The sequence below is a fragment of the Microcoleus sp. Pol12B4 genome (genome assembly GCF_036701385.1).
In the GTDB taxonomy this organism is placed as follows: Bacteria; Cyanobacteriota; Cyanobacteriia; order Cyanobacteriales; family Microcoleaceae; genus Microcoleus.
This window is the reverse complement of record NZ_JAUBQR010000001.1, coordinates 73,055-86,748: the sequence shown is the minus strand read 5'-3', so window position 1 is coordinate 86,748 and position 13,694 is coordinate 73,055. Positions and strand designations below refer to the sequence as shown.

The 13,694-nt window shown below is 46.0% G+C and carries 13 protein-coding genes; 7 read left to right on the top strand and 6 right to left on the bottom strand.

Features of this window, described 5'->3' with window-relative positions:
* The first annotated feature begins 322 nt into the window (after positions 1-322).
* Complete coding sequence (locus QUA38_RS00370) at positions 323-2,068, top strand: CapA family protein (protein ID WP_333158161.1); 1,746 nt, start codon at positions 323-325, stop codon at positions 2,066-2,068.
* Positions 2,069-2,214: 146 nt separating this feature from the next.
* On the opposite strand, the gene QUA38_RS00365 is transcribed toward QUA38_RS00370, so the two are convergent.
* The 4 genes from QUA38_RS00365 to QUA38_RS00350 all read right to left on the bottom strand — a co-directional run bounded on the left by QUA38_RS00365 (position 2,215) and on the right by QUA38_RS00350 (position 7,246).
* Positions 2,215-3,969, bottom strand: a complete 1,755-nt coding sequence (locus QUA38_RS00365; RefSeq protein WP_333158159.1) for a Rieske (2Fe-2S) protein — start codon at positions 3,967-3,969, stop codon at positions 2,215-2,217.
* Between the two features lie 149 nt (positions 3,970-4,118).
* Complete coding sequence (locus QUA38_RS00360; protein WP_333158157.1) at positions 4,119-5,210, bottom strand: RNA-guided endonuclease TnpB family protein; 1,092 nt, start codon at positions 5,208-5,210, stop codon at positions 4,119-4,121.
* 103 nt (positions 5,211-5,313) lie between these two features.
* Positions 5,314-6,408, bottom strand: a complete 1,095-nt coding sequence (locus QUA38_RS00355) for a PfkB family carbohydrate kinase (RefSeq protein WP_333158155.1) — start codon at positions 6,406-6,408, stop codon at positions 5,314-5,316.
* A gap of 286 nt (positions 6,409-6,694) precedes the next feature.
* Positions 6,695-7,246 carry a response regulator gene (locus QUA38_RS00350; protein WP_333046474.1) on the bottom strand — a complete coding sequence of 184 codons (552 nt, stop codon included), beginning with the start codon at positions 7,244-7,246 and terminating at the stop codon, positions 6,695-6,697.
* Between the two features lie 198 nt (positions 7,247-7,444).
* On the opposite strand from QUA38_RS00350, the gene lipA reads away from it, so the two are divergent.
* A complete protein-coding gene (lipA, locus tag QUA38_RS00345) occupies positions 7,445-8,401 on the top strand; it encodes a lipoyl synthase (protein ID WP_333158154.1) in 957 nt (318 codons plus the stop codon).
* A 126-nt stretch (positions 8,402-8,527) separates the two neighbouring features.
* Entirely contained in the window at positions 8,528-8,674 is a 147-nt protein-coding gene (locus QUA38_RS00340; protein WP_333069608.1) for a photosystem I protein PsaX, read from the top strand.
* A 272-nt stretch (positions 8,675-8,946) separates the two neighbouring features.
* Here QUA38_RS00340 and QUA38_RS00335 read toward each other — a convergent pair whose 3' ends face one another.
* Positions 8,947-9,306: a hypothetical protein gene (locus QUA38_RS00335; RefSeq protein ID WP_333158152.1), complete on the bottom strand. Its 360-nt coding sequence runs from the start codon at positions 9,304-9,306 to the stop codon at positions 8,947-8,949.
* Between the two features lie 78 nt (positions 9,307-9,384).
* Between QUA38_RS00335 and QUA38_RS00330 the strand changes: the two genes are divergently transcribed.
* On the top strand, positions 9,385-10,002 hold the full coding sequence (locus QUA38_RS00330; RefSeq protein WP_333158150.1) for a DJ-1/PfpI family protein: 618 nt from the start codon (positions 9,385-9,387) through the stop codon (positions 10,000-10,002).
* 129 nt (positions 10,003-10,131) lie between these two features.
* Here the strand turns inward: QUA38_RS00330 and QUA38_RS00325 are convergent, their stop codons facing one another.
* Entirely contained in the window at positions 10,132-11,022 is an 891-nt protein-coding gene (locus QUA38_RS00325) for a sugar ABC transporter permease (protein WP_333158148.1), read from the bottom strand.
* Between the two features lie 59 nt (positions 11,023-11,081).
* Here QUA38_RS00325 and QUA38_RS00320 point away from each other — a divergent pair, with 59 nt between their 5' ends.
* From QUA38_RS00320 to QUA38_RS00310, 3 genes are all read left to right on the top strand, one after another.
* Positions 11,082-11,657: a GNAT family protein gene (locus tag QUA38_RS00320; RefSeq protein WP_333158146.1), complete on the top strand. Its 576-nt coding sequence runs from the start codon at positions 11,082-11,084 to the stop codon at positions 11,655-11,657.
* A 131-nt stretch (positions 11,658-11,788) separates the two neighbouring features.
* Entirely contained in the window at positions 11,789-12,481 is a 693-nt protein-coding gene (gene purN, locus QUA38_RS00315; RefSeq protein WP_333158144.1) for a phosphoribosylglycinamide formyltransferase, read from the top strand.
* Positions 12,474-13,583 carry a class I SAM-dependent methyltransferase gene (locus QUA38_RS00310; RefSeq protein WP_333158142.1) on the top strand — a complete coding sequence of 370 codons (1,110 nt, stop codon included), beginning with the start codon at positions 12,474-12,476 and terminating at the stop codon, positions 13,581-13,583. The genes purN and QUA38_RS00310 overlap by 8 nt, the downstream gene beginning before the upstream one ends.
* Positions 13,584-13,694: the final 111 nt, after the last annotated feature.

The window sequence follows — 13,694 nt, the reverse complement described above, 5'->3', positions numbered from 1 at the left end:
GAGAGCGCTGACTTGAGCGATGTTAATTTGAATGGGGCAATTATGCCGGATAGAAGTGTTTGGGCGATCGGCTAAGATAACCGTTAGGAAATATTGTATTCAGCTAGCCAGCGCCAAAAATCATACTATCTTGTAAAAGTAGGGCCGGATTTAGTTAGGAGCTATAGTGACAGCGAGTAGACCCTTTCACGCAGGCGTCTTTTGCCAACGTTTTGTTTATTTGTACCCACTTACTTAAGTTAAATCAATCGGTATTTAACGCTGTCCCGCCAAATTTGATATAAGATCGAGCTAAATTTCTAGTGTGAGAGTAGAGGCGTTTGTGAGCCAACAAGATATTTTAAATTTAGCAAAAGAAGGCGATGCTAGGGCGATCGCATTTCTGATCGGCCAAGCACTCCAAAGCTTCGGCGTCACGGCTAAAGCCAGCCGGGAAAATGACACCCTGCACCTTCTGCTGGAAGCAGAACATTTACCAGCAGCAGAAGCCTGTCTCCGAGTCGCAGTTAAAGGGTTGCAGCGGCTGCAACCAAATAACCTTTACTCAGTGACCATTTACGGGCGGCAGGACGGCCAGCAATTGCCCGCTTGGACTCAGACGGTAGAATTAAAAAAACGCTTGACTTCCGAACCCGTGAGTGCATTAGTTGTCGTGAATGCAGCAGTAGCTGCGAGTGCAGCAGTAGCCGCTAGTGTAGCCGCTTCTCCCATTCCTGTGACTTTGGCCAAGCTAGAAAAACCTCAAAATGTCACAACTGCGCCCCCTCAAACAGCCGAAAAATCTCCGCCCCAACCCCCTAAAATCCCAACTCGAAAACCCCCAAACCAAAGGCAGCAAAAGCCATCACCGGAGCCAGAATTAGCCCGCACTCAAACTAAAAAATCTGGGCTGTCAGTGGCTGCTCTGAGTCTAATTCTCGTGCCGATATCCGGCTTTGTGCTGGCTTCTCAACTTTACAAATCCTCAACCACCGCTACTAATAACTCTCTAACGTCAAAGCCTGCGGTACAAGAAGTGAGTTCGACACCGGCACCAACCGCAGACAAACCCCTTCCCACTCCAAAATCGCCCTCCCCGGCTGCAAAAAAACCTGCCATTGTGCCCGCCACTGTCAGCATCAAAGCAGTTGGTGACATGATCCCCGGCACAAATTATCCCTACAACAAACTGCCGGCAAAAAAAGAGATGTTATTAGAGTCGGTAAAACCATACCTCAAAGGAGCGGATATTCTGTTTGGCAATTTTGAAAGCACGATGACCGATTATCCTTACAGTTCCAAAGCAGGCGGCGGACGAATGCTGTTTGCCTTTCGGACGCCTCCGAGTTATGCCAAAATTTTCAAAGATGCTGGTTTTGATATTTTGAGTATTGCCAACAATCACTCTTACGATTTTAACGAGCAAGGATTTAATGACACGATTAAAAACATCGACAGCAACGGTATGAAGGCTGTTGGTAAAAGAGATCAAATTGTTTATCAAAATGTCAAGGGTGTGAATTTTGCCTTTATCGGTTTCAGCAACTACGGCGACGTTCACAATTCCTTGCTGGAACTGAAAGCGGGAGCCGAAGTTGTCAAAAGAGCCAAGCAAAACGCTGATATTGTAGTGATATCAGTTCATGCTGGAGCTGAAGGAACGGGAGCTATCAATGTGAGGAATAAAACTGAAATTTTTTACGGAGAAAACCGGGGAAATATGGTTTTGTTTTCGCGGACGATGATTGATGCGGGAGCAGATTTGATTTTGGGACACGGCCCGCACGTTCCCCGAGCGATGGAACTTTATAAAGGGAAATTGGTTGCTTATTCGCTGGGAAATTTTTTGGGTTATCGCACTTTGTCCACAGCAGGATCACTCGGTAAATCCCTAATTTTGGATGTGAAAATGACTCCGCAAGGAGATTTTGTTTCTGGTAAGATTATCCCCATCCAACTAGACGGGCGAGGTGTGCCGGCTGTTGATAACAATTTTAGGACTGTGGGGTTGATTGACCGTTTAACAAAGAGCGATTTTCCCAAGACAGATTTGAAAATTGATGACAAGGGAATAATTTCCAAGAAATGATCGGGGCAATTATAGCAGGAGGCAGGAGGCAGAAGGCAGGAGGCAGGAGGCAGACGTAATCAGAGCAAGGGTTTCAGCAATCGATCTCGTCCGGCGCCGCCTTGGCGGTAGCTATATTTACTGAAGAAGTGCCTTCTGATGAGAAGCTATACTTCCGGTGACTCTTCAAATAAGCGATCACCCCGGTGCAATCGATCGGCCATTTGATAAGTTTGTGCTTGCGATCGCACTGTCGGGGCATGGGCGGCTAAATACCTTGCTGCCGCCACTAATACCACAATGCGATCGCCCGCATTCTCTAATAAAGCATACTGGCGAAATGCTGCTTCTACCTGCTGAATAACGTGGAAATCCCGATTTTCCCGCAGCATCAGTTTTCCTAAAACTGCCATCAACCGTTCCGATTTGCCACCGCTATATAAGTATTTTGCAACTAATTTACCGACTTGATTCACCTGTTGCTGTCTGTCCAACAAGTCTGGCAGTTGTTTGAGCAATTCTTCTGGATTCTCAACTACATCTGTTGGTTCTGGAAGTCGCGCAGGCGGTACATTTAAGAAACGGTTGAGATATACGCCGATCGCTGCATCGAAAACTCCCCGCAGCAACTCTATTGAAGGCGATCGTCGCAATCCTTGATGCACCGCATTCGCAAATGTAAAGGGATGGTGCGCTGAATTCCAGTCGCTGTGGTCGTTATTCGTATTAAACCGGGCTACGCGGAGGGCAGCAGCATAAGTGACTGCACTCGCTAATTCCTCTTCGCTACAACCTTCTTTCAAGGCAGTTAAAAGTGCATCGACGATCGCCAATACATCCTCGCCCAACAACATCGGAATTAACTGTTCTCTTCCCAACCAATTGCCCCGGTGCGATCGGCCCATTTCTAAAGCTGCCGGCAACTGCGCCATTGCTGACTCTAAAATTGCCACCACATCCACAGGGTAGCGCCAAGAACTCGACTCTTCCATGCGCGCCGCATTCGCCAAACCAGCCACCAAACTCGCGAAAACAGTTTCTGCCCCTTCCCAATTCACTGCATCCAGGGCTTCTAACGCCTTGTTAATAAAGTCGAGGCTGTGACCGACATCAATGTAGCGGTGGTCAGTAGCGGCCGCAAACAGCATATCAGCAATTTGTTCTCGTTCAAGAGGCGCGCGTACTGCTGTCAACAAACATCGTTCCGCCGCTTCACTGTCTCTGATTTCAATAAATTGCCGGAACCAGCTTTTGAGTGTCTCTGCATCAACCTCAGCATTAGGCAAGGGGTGAACCGCAAAGTGAGGAGGTGCGCCTGCACTATCGCGGGCCACTGCCGAAAGTCCCTGATAGAGGGCGGGGGGTCGGTCTTCTGGATCTAGATAAGGCAGGATATTCATCAAGCAGGTGTGGATCGTTAAACCCGTATCCCATCCCGACTTGTTGTAGCGGGTGCCAAATTCTAATCCGATTTGGAAAGGTTCGCTGGCACTTGCCCCCTGATCTAGCAAGGCAATCACTGACTTGGCGATGACTAGGGAAATTCCTTGTTCTAACCCATCTTGAAGTCGCTGGCGCTGGTGGGCGTAAGGGTCAAGCTGTTGTGCTAAATTTACCCAAACTTCCCCGTCGCGAATTTCCGCTGGGAACGATCGCACGTCGTCGGCCCAAGAGTCAAAAGTACCGCCGCTGGCGACATCAAAGCGGGCATAGTGCCAAGGACAGGTGACTATGCCATCTTTGCAACTGCTGCCGTTGAGGGGAAAACCCATGTGGGGACAGCGGTTGTCGATCGCGTATACCCGATCGTGTGAGTAAAAAAGGGCGATCGTGTGTTTTTCCAAATTCACTAACAAACTGCCCTTTGTCTCGACTTCTGCAAGTTTCGCAGCGCGAACGTAATAGCCTGAAATCTCAGCCATAAGTTTTTAAACTACTTTATATATAAACTAGATTAACTGCTTCGTAAAACTTACTCGAACTTATCTAAAGCCATCTTTAGACACAATCGATGTTCACTTCCTACGCTGTTGGGTAGACGGCTAATCCCAAGATAAGTAGGCTATCCCCCTCAAGCCGAGGGTTCCCAATTTAAAATATTGATGCTCGCATTCCAGTCGCGATCTAAAGATCTGCCGCAAGCAGGACAATCAAAAGTCCGAATGCTTAGCGGCATATCTTTTTTAGTGCCGCAATTAGAACAAGTTTTCGTGCTAGGAAACCATTGATCGACTAACACTAAATTTGCTCCATACATTTTGCACTTATAATCGAGTTGACGCTTGAATTCGTAAAAACCCAAGTCGGATATTGCCCCAGCCAGCTTGTGATTCGCCATCATCCCCTGAACGTTCAAGTTTTCAATCTTAATTAGTTTGAAAGTTTGAGCTAAATAAGTTGTTAGCTTGTGAAGAAAATTTAAGCGAATGCGAGCTATCCGCGCGTGAAGTCGGCTAATTTTATTGTAGGTCTTGCGCTGGTTTTGGGAGCCTTTTACCTGTTTAGATGCTTGGCGCTGCAAGGTAGCAAGCTTGATTTTCGCTTGCTTTAACGGTTTTGGTGCATCAAAGACCTGCTGGTTTGACAGGGTGGCAAAAGAATTAATGCCGACATCGATTCCTACAGAACTCTCAGATTGATGAACTGGCAAACGTTCGGCATCAACGCAAAAGGAAACAAACCAGCGACTTGCTTCTTTTGAAATCGTAAAAGTTTGAGATACGTAGCCGCAATCTAGGGGTTCGTCGAGTCTAAAAGTTCCCAAAGTAGGAATCTTGATGGTTTTGCCAGCGCTTAATAAAACTTTGCCGTTAGATGAATCGACCCTAAAAGATTGACCGGATCGGCGGCTAGCAAATTTTGGATGACCTGCTTGGACAGAGCGATACCGACTAAAAGCATCTTTCAAGTCAATTAACGCATTTTGGTAAACTCGGCTAGATAATTGGTTCATCCAACCAAATTCAGGCTGTTTCTTAACGTAGTTGGTGAGAACTTTTTTAACTTCGTTGAGTACCTTGGAGTCCGTAAATTGCCCCTCGCCATACATTTGAGTACGCAAGCTCAACCCCATGTTAAATACTACGCGCCGGAATCCTGCGTGTTTTGCCATTAAAGTCGCTTCCTTGTTATTTAGTTTCAGCGCTCGTTTAATAGCAAACACAAAACTTTCTCTCAATAACGAACTATGGATAATTTTAGCAAACTATTTGGCGCTTTAGTCAAGCTCAATCTCGATCGATCGCCCGAAGGTTACTGTTTGCGACTCATTCCAGATTCATCAGCGATAGCAAAGCTTCTTTCATCTCCTCTACGGTTGTTGTCGCCGTACCGAATTGACGCACGACAATACTAGCCGCCAAATTGCCCAAAACTGCCGCTTCCCAACCAGATGCACCGACGCACAAAGCTAAAGTCATTGCTGCTACAACTGTATCTCCAGCACCTGTTACGTCGAATACATCAGTCTTGTTAAAAGGGGGAATGTCCCAACTTTGAATGGCAAATTCCCCCTTTTCACAAATGGATGTTGGAGGGGGTGAATTTTTGATTTCTTCGCCGTTCGCCCTTTCAAACAAAGTCATCCCTTCTTCGCCGCGAGTAATCAGGATTTTTTGAGCTTGAGTTAAGTTCAATAAATCGCGTCCTGCTTGCATTAAAGTTTGAGGGTTTTTGATAGCATATCCGACGGCTTGCTCCGCTTCTGGCAAGTTCGGAGTAAATAACATTGCTCCAGAATATCGCTGCAAATTTGTTTGAGCGTCTACAATTGTTTTGCCGGGAACCACTGCCGATTCGATCGCCAAATTTGTCAAAACTCCGTCGCCGTAGTCGGAACAAACCACTGCATCTACTCTCGGTATTTGCTGCCGGATGTAGTCTGCCAATTGCAACTGCAAATCTAAATCCGGCAATTCGTCCGATTTGCGATCGACGCGGACAATTTGCTGAGTCACCGACTGCCGCGCGTGCCCGGAAATTCTAGTTTTGGTAACAGTTGGACGCTGCGAATCGATTAAAATCCCACCCGTATCAATTCCCGCCGCCTCAAAAATACCGCACAAAGCCTTTCCCTGGTCATCTTTTCCCACCAAACCAGCAACTTTTACTTTGCCTCCCAGTTTGGCTAAATTATAGACAGCATTTGCGCCACCTCCGGGTACTTGCTGAGTATTTTCGTAGCGCAAAATCAACACAGGTGCTTCGCGGGAAATTCGCTCTACTTGTCCGGTAAGAAACTCGTCCAAGGTCAAATCTCCGATCGCTAATACCTGCGCTTGAGCGAAGCTGTCTAATCTTTTCAATAATTGCTCTGTTGAGGCACGCAGTTGAGGCAAAAAATCGGAATAGTCGTTAGTCATTAACCAAAAAAATGAGACTGAGGAGTTGATAATTGAGTGTGGAACGAGCGGGAATTAAAAATCCTAATATTAATTAATAATTAATTTCCTCCCTTGTTTTATTTTTAACTTTTAATTGATTTTCTCACTGGGATTTTGAGAAACCAGTTGCAGGCTATTAGCGAGCGCACTCGCTCAAACAATTTGGCAAAAAAATGCGGATAAAATCGCAGCCCTTGAGACTCAAGTGAAAGTTTCACGGTGTGGAAGTTTCCTTCTACATAAGTGCCTTCAAAAAACAGCAGAATTATTTCAATTTCTGCTTGATGATCGTAATCACCTGAGTCATTTGTTTTTTGAGTGCATCAATTTCCGCTTGCATTTTCGCCATTTTCACAGTCATCGCCTGAATTTCGGCGGCGCCCCCTCCAGAAGTGGGTGCAGCGGCGGCGGCTGGGGCTTCCGGCACTGGTTTCTTTTTGGCCAGTACCATCGCCGATTTGATTGCCTCGGTTAGCTGCTTCTTCTCAAACGGTTTGGCGATGAATGCAAAAAAATGCTTCTCGAAGGGTTTCGGAATTTTTTCCATCACCTCTTCTTCGCGACCCGACATGATCACCAAAGGTATCTTAGAAAGCTCAGGATGGGCTTGCACTTTTTGATACACTTCCCAACCGCTGACTTTCGGCAGTAGGAAATCTAACATAATTAGATTGGGACGGGCTTGACGGATCAGTTTGAGTCCCTCTTCGCCGTCTTTTGCTTCTAGAACTTCAAAGTTACCCTGAGGCAACATCTCTCGGACTCGGACGCGGATGACTTTACTGTCATCGATTACCAAGATTTTTTGACCAGCCACGACTGACTCCTTCAGTAATGAATGAGTGATGATTTGCAACCTTCAGTATATCCCTAACAGAATTCTACCCATAATTCTGGGCGAGTTTAGTTTTGTTGCACGTCGGCGCAATTCTGATTTCGGGTGATACTCCTACAAGTTCAGGGGCTTTGATTTCGGATACGATCGAAGGAATTAACTCGATCGCCACTTAATTATATGTCGCCCCAAATTCCTCAAACTCCTACAGTCAAAGCAGTTGCCGCCAAAATGCGGGGTGAAATCGAGGCGATGCCGGAGTGGTTGCGTAGGCCCGTTGGCAAAGCTAGCGAACTTTCCCAAGTGCAAAAAATTATCAAACAGCGGCAAATTCACACGATTTGTGAGGAAGGCAGATGTCCCAACCGGGGCGAGTGCTACGCGCAAAAAACGGCGACTTTTTTGTTGATGGGGCAGACTTGCACCCGCGCTTGTGCTTTTTGTCAAGTAGATAAAGGTCATTCTCCGATGCCCCTCGACCCGGAGGAACCGAAAAAGGTGGCCGAGGCTGTGCAGTTGTTGGGTTTGCGCTATGCGGTGCTGACTTCGGTGGCGAGGGATGATTTGCCGGATGGGGGTGCGGGTTGGTTTGCGAGGACGATCGCCCAAATCCGCGTTCTTAACCCGCATACTGAAGTTGAGGTACTGACGCCGGATTTTTGGGGGGGAACGGGGAGGAGTTCAGAGGGGGAGAATTCCGGCCTCGATGAGTTGCAGCGACAGCGGATTCGCACGGTGGTAGAGGCTAAACCGGCTTGTTACAACCACAATATTGAGACGGTGCGTCGGTTGCAAGGGCCGGTGCGGAGGGGGGCGAAGTACGATCGCTCGATCGACGTTTTGCGTATTGTTAAGCAATATGACCCAACTATTCCCACCAAATCCGGTTTGATGTTGGGGCACGGGGAAACCGAAGCCGAGATAGTCGAAGCGATGATTGATTTGCGGGACGCCAAGTGCGATCGGCTCACCCTCGGTCAATACATGAGACCATCTCTAGAGCACCTCCCAGTGCGTAAATACTGGACGCCGACCGAATTTGACCGTTTCGGGTCGATCGCGCGGGAGATGGGGTTTGAGCACGTGCGATCGGGGCCTCTCGTCCGCAGTTCCTACCACGCCGGAGAGAGCGATTGAAATTAATCTAAATTCAACTCGGTATCAACTCCTTGTTACAAAAAATAACTCTAGAGGATTGTGCATAAGTGCGACGCTCTCTGCTATTTGTAAATAGAGTGACATTATCAATTAGGAGCTTTACCTATGCCAGAGATAGCGAAGAACCAATTAAAATCCGAGTCCGTGATGAAAACGGGAAAATTCCCTTACACCTTTCGCGCAGGCTGGTTTCTGTTGCTGTTAGCGATCAATTTTCTGGTTGCAGCCTATTATTTCCATATCATTGAATAGTTCTGCAAGTTAAGTTTTAGCAGACCCTGCTGTTCTCGACCTCAACGTCAGAGAATGGGAGAGAGGGAGAGGGGGAGAGGGAAAGAGTTTTGAGTTGGGGAGAATATTACTTCATCCCTCTAACTAATGACTACTGACTACTAAGTTCTTCCCTCGAACTTCTTCCTTCTGACCCTTGAATCCTGATCCAGACTTTGGCTCAATAATTAATCCGTGTATCCGTGTCAAAATCCATATCCTGCCTTCCTTCTTCCTTATAACTAATGACTTCTCTAGCGATTTCTCGACGCTTCTAGCTTTGACAACCGCTCTTGAATTTTGATAACATCTTGCTTCGTTTCAATTGCCAAAGTTGCTAAATTGTCAAACATCGGGTCTCCCGACAGCATTCTAGGATTTGTCCGACCAGAACCGGAAGGAGACGGAGCCCTGTTAACTCTAGAACCTTGATTCTGCAAACTGTAGATTTGTCCTCGGAGTTCAGAAATTTGACGTTCTAATTGAGTAATGCGAAATTCTAATTGAGTTGTGGATTGAGCTGGTGTAAAAATTGGTGCTACAGCAATTGCTAAGCCACAAGCCAGACACAAAAAACTGATTTTTAGGGCGCAATGGCGATTTTTTTTCGGCATAGCTTTAATAATTTAAATTATACCAGTTGTACGATAACAAATCGCCGATATTTTTGGTCTCTATCAGAAGTATGTCTTATGGCAAGTAGGAACGTAGCTATTTTAATGTTCGATGATGTCGAGGTACTTGACTTTGCAGGCCCTTTTGAAGTGTTTTCGGTGACATCAGAATTAAATAAGGGCGATTCCCTTCGGGATAGCTTCGCTTCACGACCTTTTGCAGTCTCTACCGTAGCCGAACATCCCGTTGCTGTCAAAGCCCGCAACGGTTTGAGCGTGAATCCCGACTGCACCATTTCCGATTGTCCGCCACCGGATATTTTAATTGTACCGGGAGGACAAGGTACGAGAAAGCTAATCGATAATTCAGCAGTTATTAATTGGATAAAAGATTCTGCGCGAACAGCAGAATTAGTGCTTTCTGTCTGTACGGGTTCGCTACTTTTAGCAAAAGCTGGTTTGTTGGAAGGTTTGGCAGCAACTACACACCATCGGGCATTGGAGTTATTGAGAGAATTAGCTCCCAATACAACTATTATCGAAAATCAGCGATTTGTAGATAACGGCAAAATCATCACCTCTGGGGGAATTGCTGCGGGAATTGATATGTCTTTGCACGTTCTTGGCAAACTTTTGGGAACAGCACAAGCTGAACAAACAGCAGAGCACATGGAATATAAAATTGGGAATTGGTAATTGGGCAATGGGCATGGTTAATTGGAGAATTTGTGCGTATGGGCGGGTTTTATCAACCATAATTGCCTAAAACAAACAATCTCGTAAACCCGCCCCGCCCATACACAAAGGATGCTACCGGATGTGATATCAAGCATCTTCGCCCCAAACTTTTAGTTGTAAATAGACTAATAGCAAAGCTACAGCCATCAGGAAAGTTGCCGCTGCGGCTGCATAGCCAAAATCAAATTGCGAAAAAGCTTGCTCGTAAATATAATAAACTAGCAAATTAGTAGAGTTCAAAGGGCCGCCGCCGGTGATGACGTAAACTTGCTCGAAACTCCGCAGGGTAAAAATAGCAGTTGTCACGGTAGCAAATACTAAAGTCGGCCGCAAACCGGGTAAAGTGATGTACAAAAATTGCTGCCAACCATTAGCTCCATCCAATTCTGCGGCTTCGTAACGATTTACCGGAATTGCTTGCAATCCTGCTAAAAATACTACCATATTAAAGCCTAATTGTTTCCAAACACTGAGCAGAATTATCACAGGCATTGCCCAAACTGTGCTACTCAGCCAAGGAATTGGATTTAAGCCGAGCGCATTTATGGCATTATTCACCGGGCCTTCGGCTTGAAACAACCACCGCCAACCCAAGCCAACTGCAACTAAAGAGGTAATTGAAGGAATAAAATAAGCGGTGCGGAGAGCTCCTCGCCAAGCAAACGAGCGATTTAGCAAAACTGCTAAGCCTAATGGAATCACTAAACTGGGAATGACTGTTGCAGTAGTAAAATAGAGCGTATTTTGGAGAATTTGCCAGAAATCCGGGTTTGTGACTAGACGCCAGTAGTTGTTGAAGCCAATCCAACGCACTCCCGACTGGGTAAAGCTGCCGCTGGTAAAGCTGAGGTAAAATAAATAGGCGATCGGCCAAATCAAAAAAGTACCCAGAAACAGCAAAGCTGGGACCAGGAAAGTCCAAGCTGCGATAGTATCATTATCCAACCAGTTAAAACGCCCAAATTTAATCCGAACCATTGGCTTGTAAATTTTAGCTTTTAGTTTTAAATGGTATCACAATATAGGTCGATCTCAAAATGAACCTTCTAGATATATTAGCTCATTTACCTACTATAGAAACAGAAAGGCTACTGCTCAGAAAAATCACTTTAAACGATGCTAGCGATATGTTTGAATATGCTTGCAACCCCGAAGTGTCAAAATACACAATGTGGTCAACTCACACATCTATCGAAGATACTAAATACTTTCTCAAGTCAATTACTAAAATGTACAAGAGACGAGAACTGGTAGATTGGGGAATAGTCCACAAAGCCGATAAAAAGTTTATCGGGACTTGCGGATTTGTGGAATGGAGCATGACGCACAGCCGCGCGGAAATTGGCTACGCACTTTCTAGGAGCTATTGGGGCGAAGGATACATGAGCGAGGCTGTTAATGCAGTGATTGAATTCGGCTTTCGGGAGATGTCGCTGAATCGAATTATGGCTCGATGTGAAGTTAACAATATTGCTTCCGCTCGGGTGATGGAAAAAGTGGGGATGCAATTGGAAGGGGTATTGCGACAACACCTATTTGTGAAAGACAGATATTGGGATCTAAAACTTTATTCGCTTCTCAGGGAAGAGTTTTTTGATAATCTTGTAGAATAGGAGTGAATCAGTCGGTCTGTAAAAAAAAATAATATACTTAGGACTTCCGCAATATCTCCATGTAGAGTGCGCCGAAGCACACCTTACCCTTTACCTCTATAGTAGAATACGAGTGAATAGTTTTTATCTTTATGACCGCTAATCCAGTATCTGTTAGTTCCAATGCCTGCCTGATTTCTCCTGAGATTGGCAAAAGTGCGTTAGCGAAGCCCTCGAAGAGGAGCGCTCCGGCCTATCCTCCATTAAAATTAGGAGTTTTAGCATCAGGAAGCGGCAGCAACTTCGAGGTAATTGCCCAAGCCATCCAAAACCAAGAACTCAACGCTAAAATCCCAGTATTAATTTACAATAACCCAGAAGCCAAAGCCGCAGCCAGAGCCGAAAAATACGGCATTTCCTCGATTCTGCTCAATCACCGCGACTGCAAAAGTCGCGAAGAATTAGATACAAAAATTGTCAAAACTTTTCAAGAATATGATGTAGAATGGGTAGTGATGGCGGGTTGGATGCGAATTGTTACCAAAGTTTTGCTTGATGCTTTTCCCGATCGCGTTATTAACATTCATCCCAGCTTACTGCCGAGTTTTCCAGGAATTCGCGCCGTCGAGCAAGCACTAGCTGCCAAGGTTAAAATTACCGGATGTACGGTGCATATCGCCCGTTTAGAAGTAGACAGCGGGCCGATTTTAATGCAGGCGGCAGTGCCGGTATTGCCTGATGATACCGCAGAAACGCTGCACGCTAGAATTCAGGTGCAAGAACACAAGATTATGCTCGGTGCGATCGCACTTATTGCCGAATCTAATCGAAAATATTGTGACTAAAAACCTTACCAGTGCCGCATCTATCCCCGCATTGCCTGTCAGCGAATTACCCGAAAAAGGCCCGCCGCTGATAGACTCCAGCCGCCTGAAATTAATTCTCAAAGAAAGGCTCAAAAAGAGCATCGGCATTAAGGGCGAATTCTATCTGCCTTGCTTGCCCTCGATGCTAGACCACTATCTTAAATTACTGTCAGACTTCTTAAACATTCTCGGACAAAACATAGACGCTGCCCAAGCCGAAAACTTGCGGACCTTAATCGCCAACGCCTTAGCAGAAGGATTCAAAAATTCCCCCCACGCTAATCTCATAGTCTCCTATTTTCCCGCCAATTCCCAGAGCGGTTTAGCCGGTGGCATTACTCTGAATACCAAGATTCAAATCGAATCGATGGCTCAGAAATATCATAGCTGGCCGGATATTCGCCCCGAACCTTTATTTGGCAGCCATCCCGATGCCAAAGTCATCGCCATTGTGGCCGAATTAGGCGAACCGGGAAAAGCCGCTATTTTAGATGTTGGTGCAGGCCCAGGGCGCAATAGTTTGCCCTTAGCAAGGTTAGGTCATCCCGTGGATGCGATCGAACTAACGCCGATATTTGCTGAGAAGCTATCAGCAGCAGCAACCGCCGAAAAATTGCCGATAAGTGTCACCCAAGGCGACGTTTTAGACCCATTATTGAGGATGAAAACTTATCGGTACAAATTAGCCATTGCTACCGAAGTTCTCTCTCATTTCCGCTACCCCGAACAAATTCGTCTTTTCCTGGGGAAAATGTCCGATGCTGTTTTAAGTGGCGGGTTTATCTTATTCAGTGCTTTCTTAGCTGTAGATGGGTACGAACCAGACGAGATGGCAAAACAAATGTCTGAATTGTGTTGGTCTTATCTGATTACCAGAGAAGAATTGCAAGCAGCAATAGAGGGTTTGCCGTTAGAAATTATTTCTGATGAATCTGTGATTGAATACGAACAAAAACATTTGCCTGACTCGGCTTGGCCTCCGGCACCTTGGTTTGTCAGTTGGGCCAGCGGGCGCGATGTATTTTCTGTGCAACAAACACCGCCGTTAGAGTTGCGGTGGATACTTGTTAAACGCTTGTAGAGATTAGTAGAGTGCGTCACCCTGTAGTTGATCGATGATTGAGAAAATAATGCGGTCTAACTCACATCTTGCACCATTTTCAAGAACAGGCAAGATGCCTGTTCCACAAAG

Coding starts and splice junctions, on each gene's coding strand:
- QUA38_RS00365 (WP_333158159.1), bottom strand. CDS start 3,969: ATGGCTGAGATTTCAGGCTATTACGTTCGCGCTGCGAAACTTGCAGAA.
- QUA38_RS00355 (WP_333158155.1), bottom strand. CDS start 6,408: ATGACTAACGACTATTCCGATTTTTTGCCTCAACTGCGTGCCTCAACA.
- lipA (WP_333158154.1), top strand. CDS start 7,445: ATGTCGCCCCAAATTCCTCAAACTCCTACAGTCAAAGCAGTTGCCGCC.
- QUA38_RS00340 (WP_333069608.1), top strand. CDS start 8,528: ATGCCAGAGATAGCGAAGAACCAATTAAAATCCGAGTCCGTGATGAAA.
- QUA38_RS00335 (WP_333158152.1), bottom strand. CDS start 9,306: ATGCCGAAAAAAAATCGCCATTGCGCCCTAAAAATCAGTTTTTTGTGT.
- QUA38_RS00330 (WP_333158150.1), top strand. CDS start 9,385: ATGGCAAGTAGGAACGTAGCTATTTTAATGTTCGATGATGTCGAGGTA.
- QUA38_RS00325 (WP_333158148.1), bottom strand. CDS start 11,022: ATGGTTCGGATTAAATTTGGGCGTTTTAACTGGTTGGATAATGATACT.
- QUA38_RS00320 (WP_333158146.1), top strand. CDS start 11,082: ATGAACCTTCTAGATATATTAGCTCATTTACCTACTATAGAAACAGAA.
- purN (WP_333158144.1), top strand. CDS start 11,789: ATGACCGCTAATCCAGTATCTGTTAGTTCCAATGCCTGCCTGATTTCT.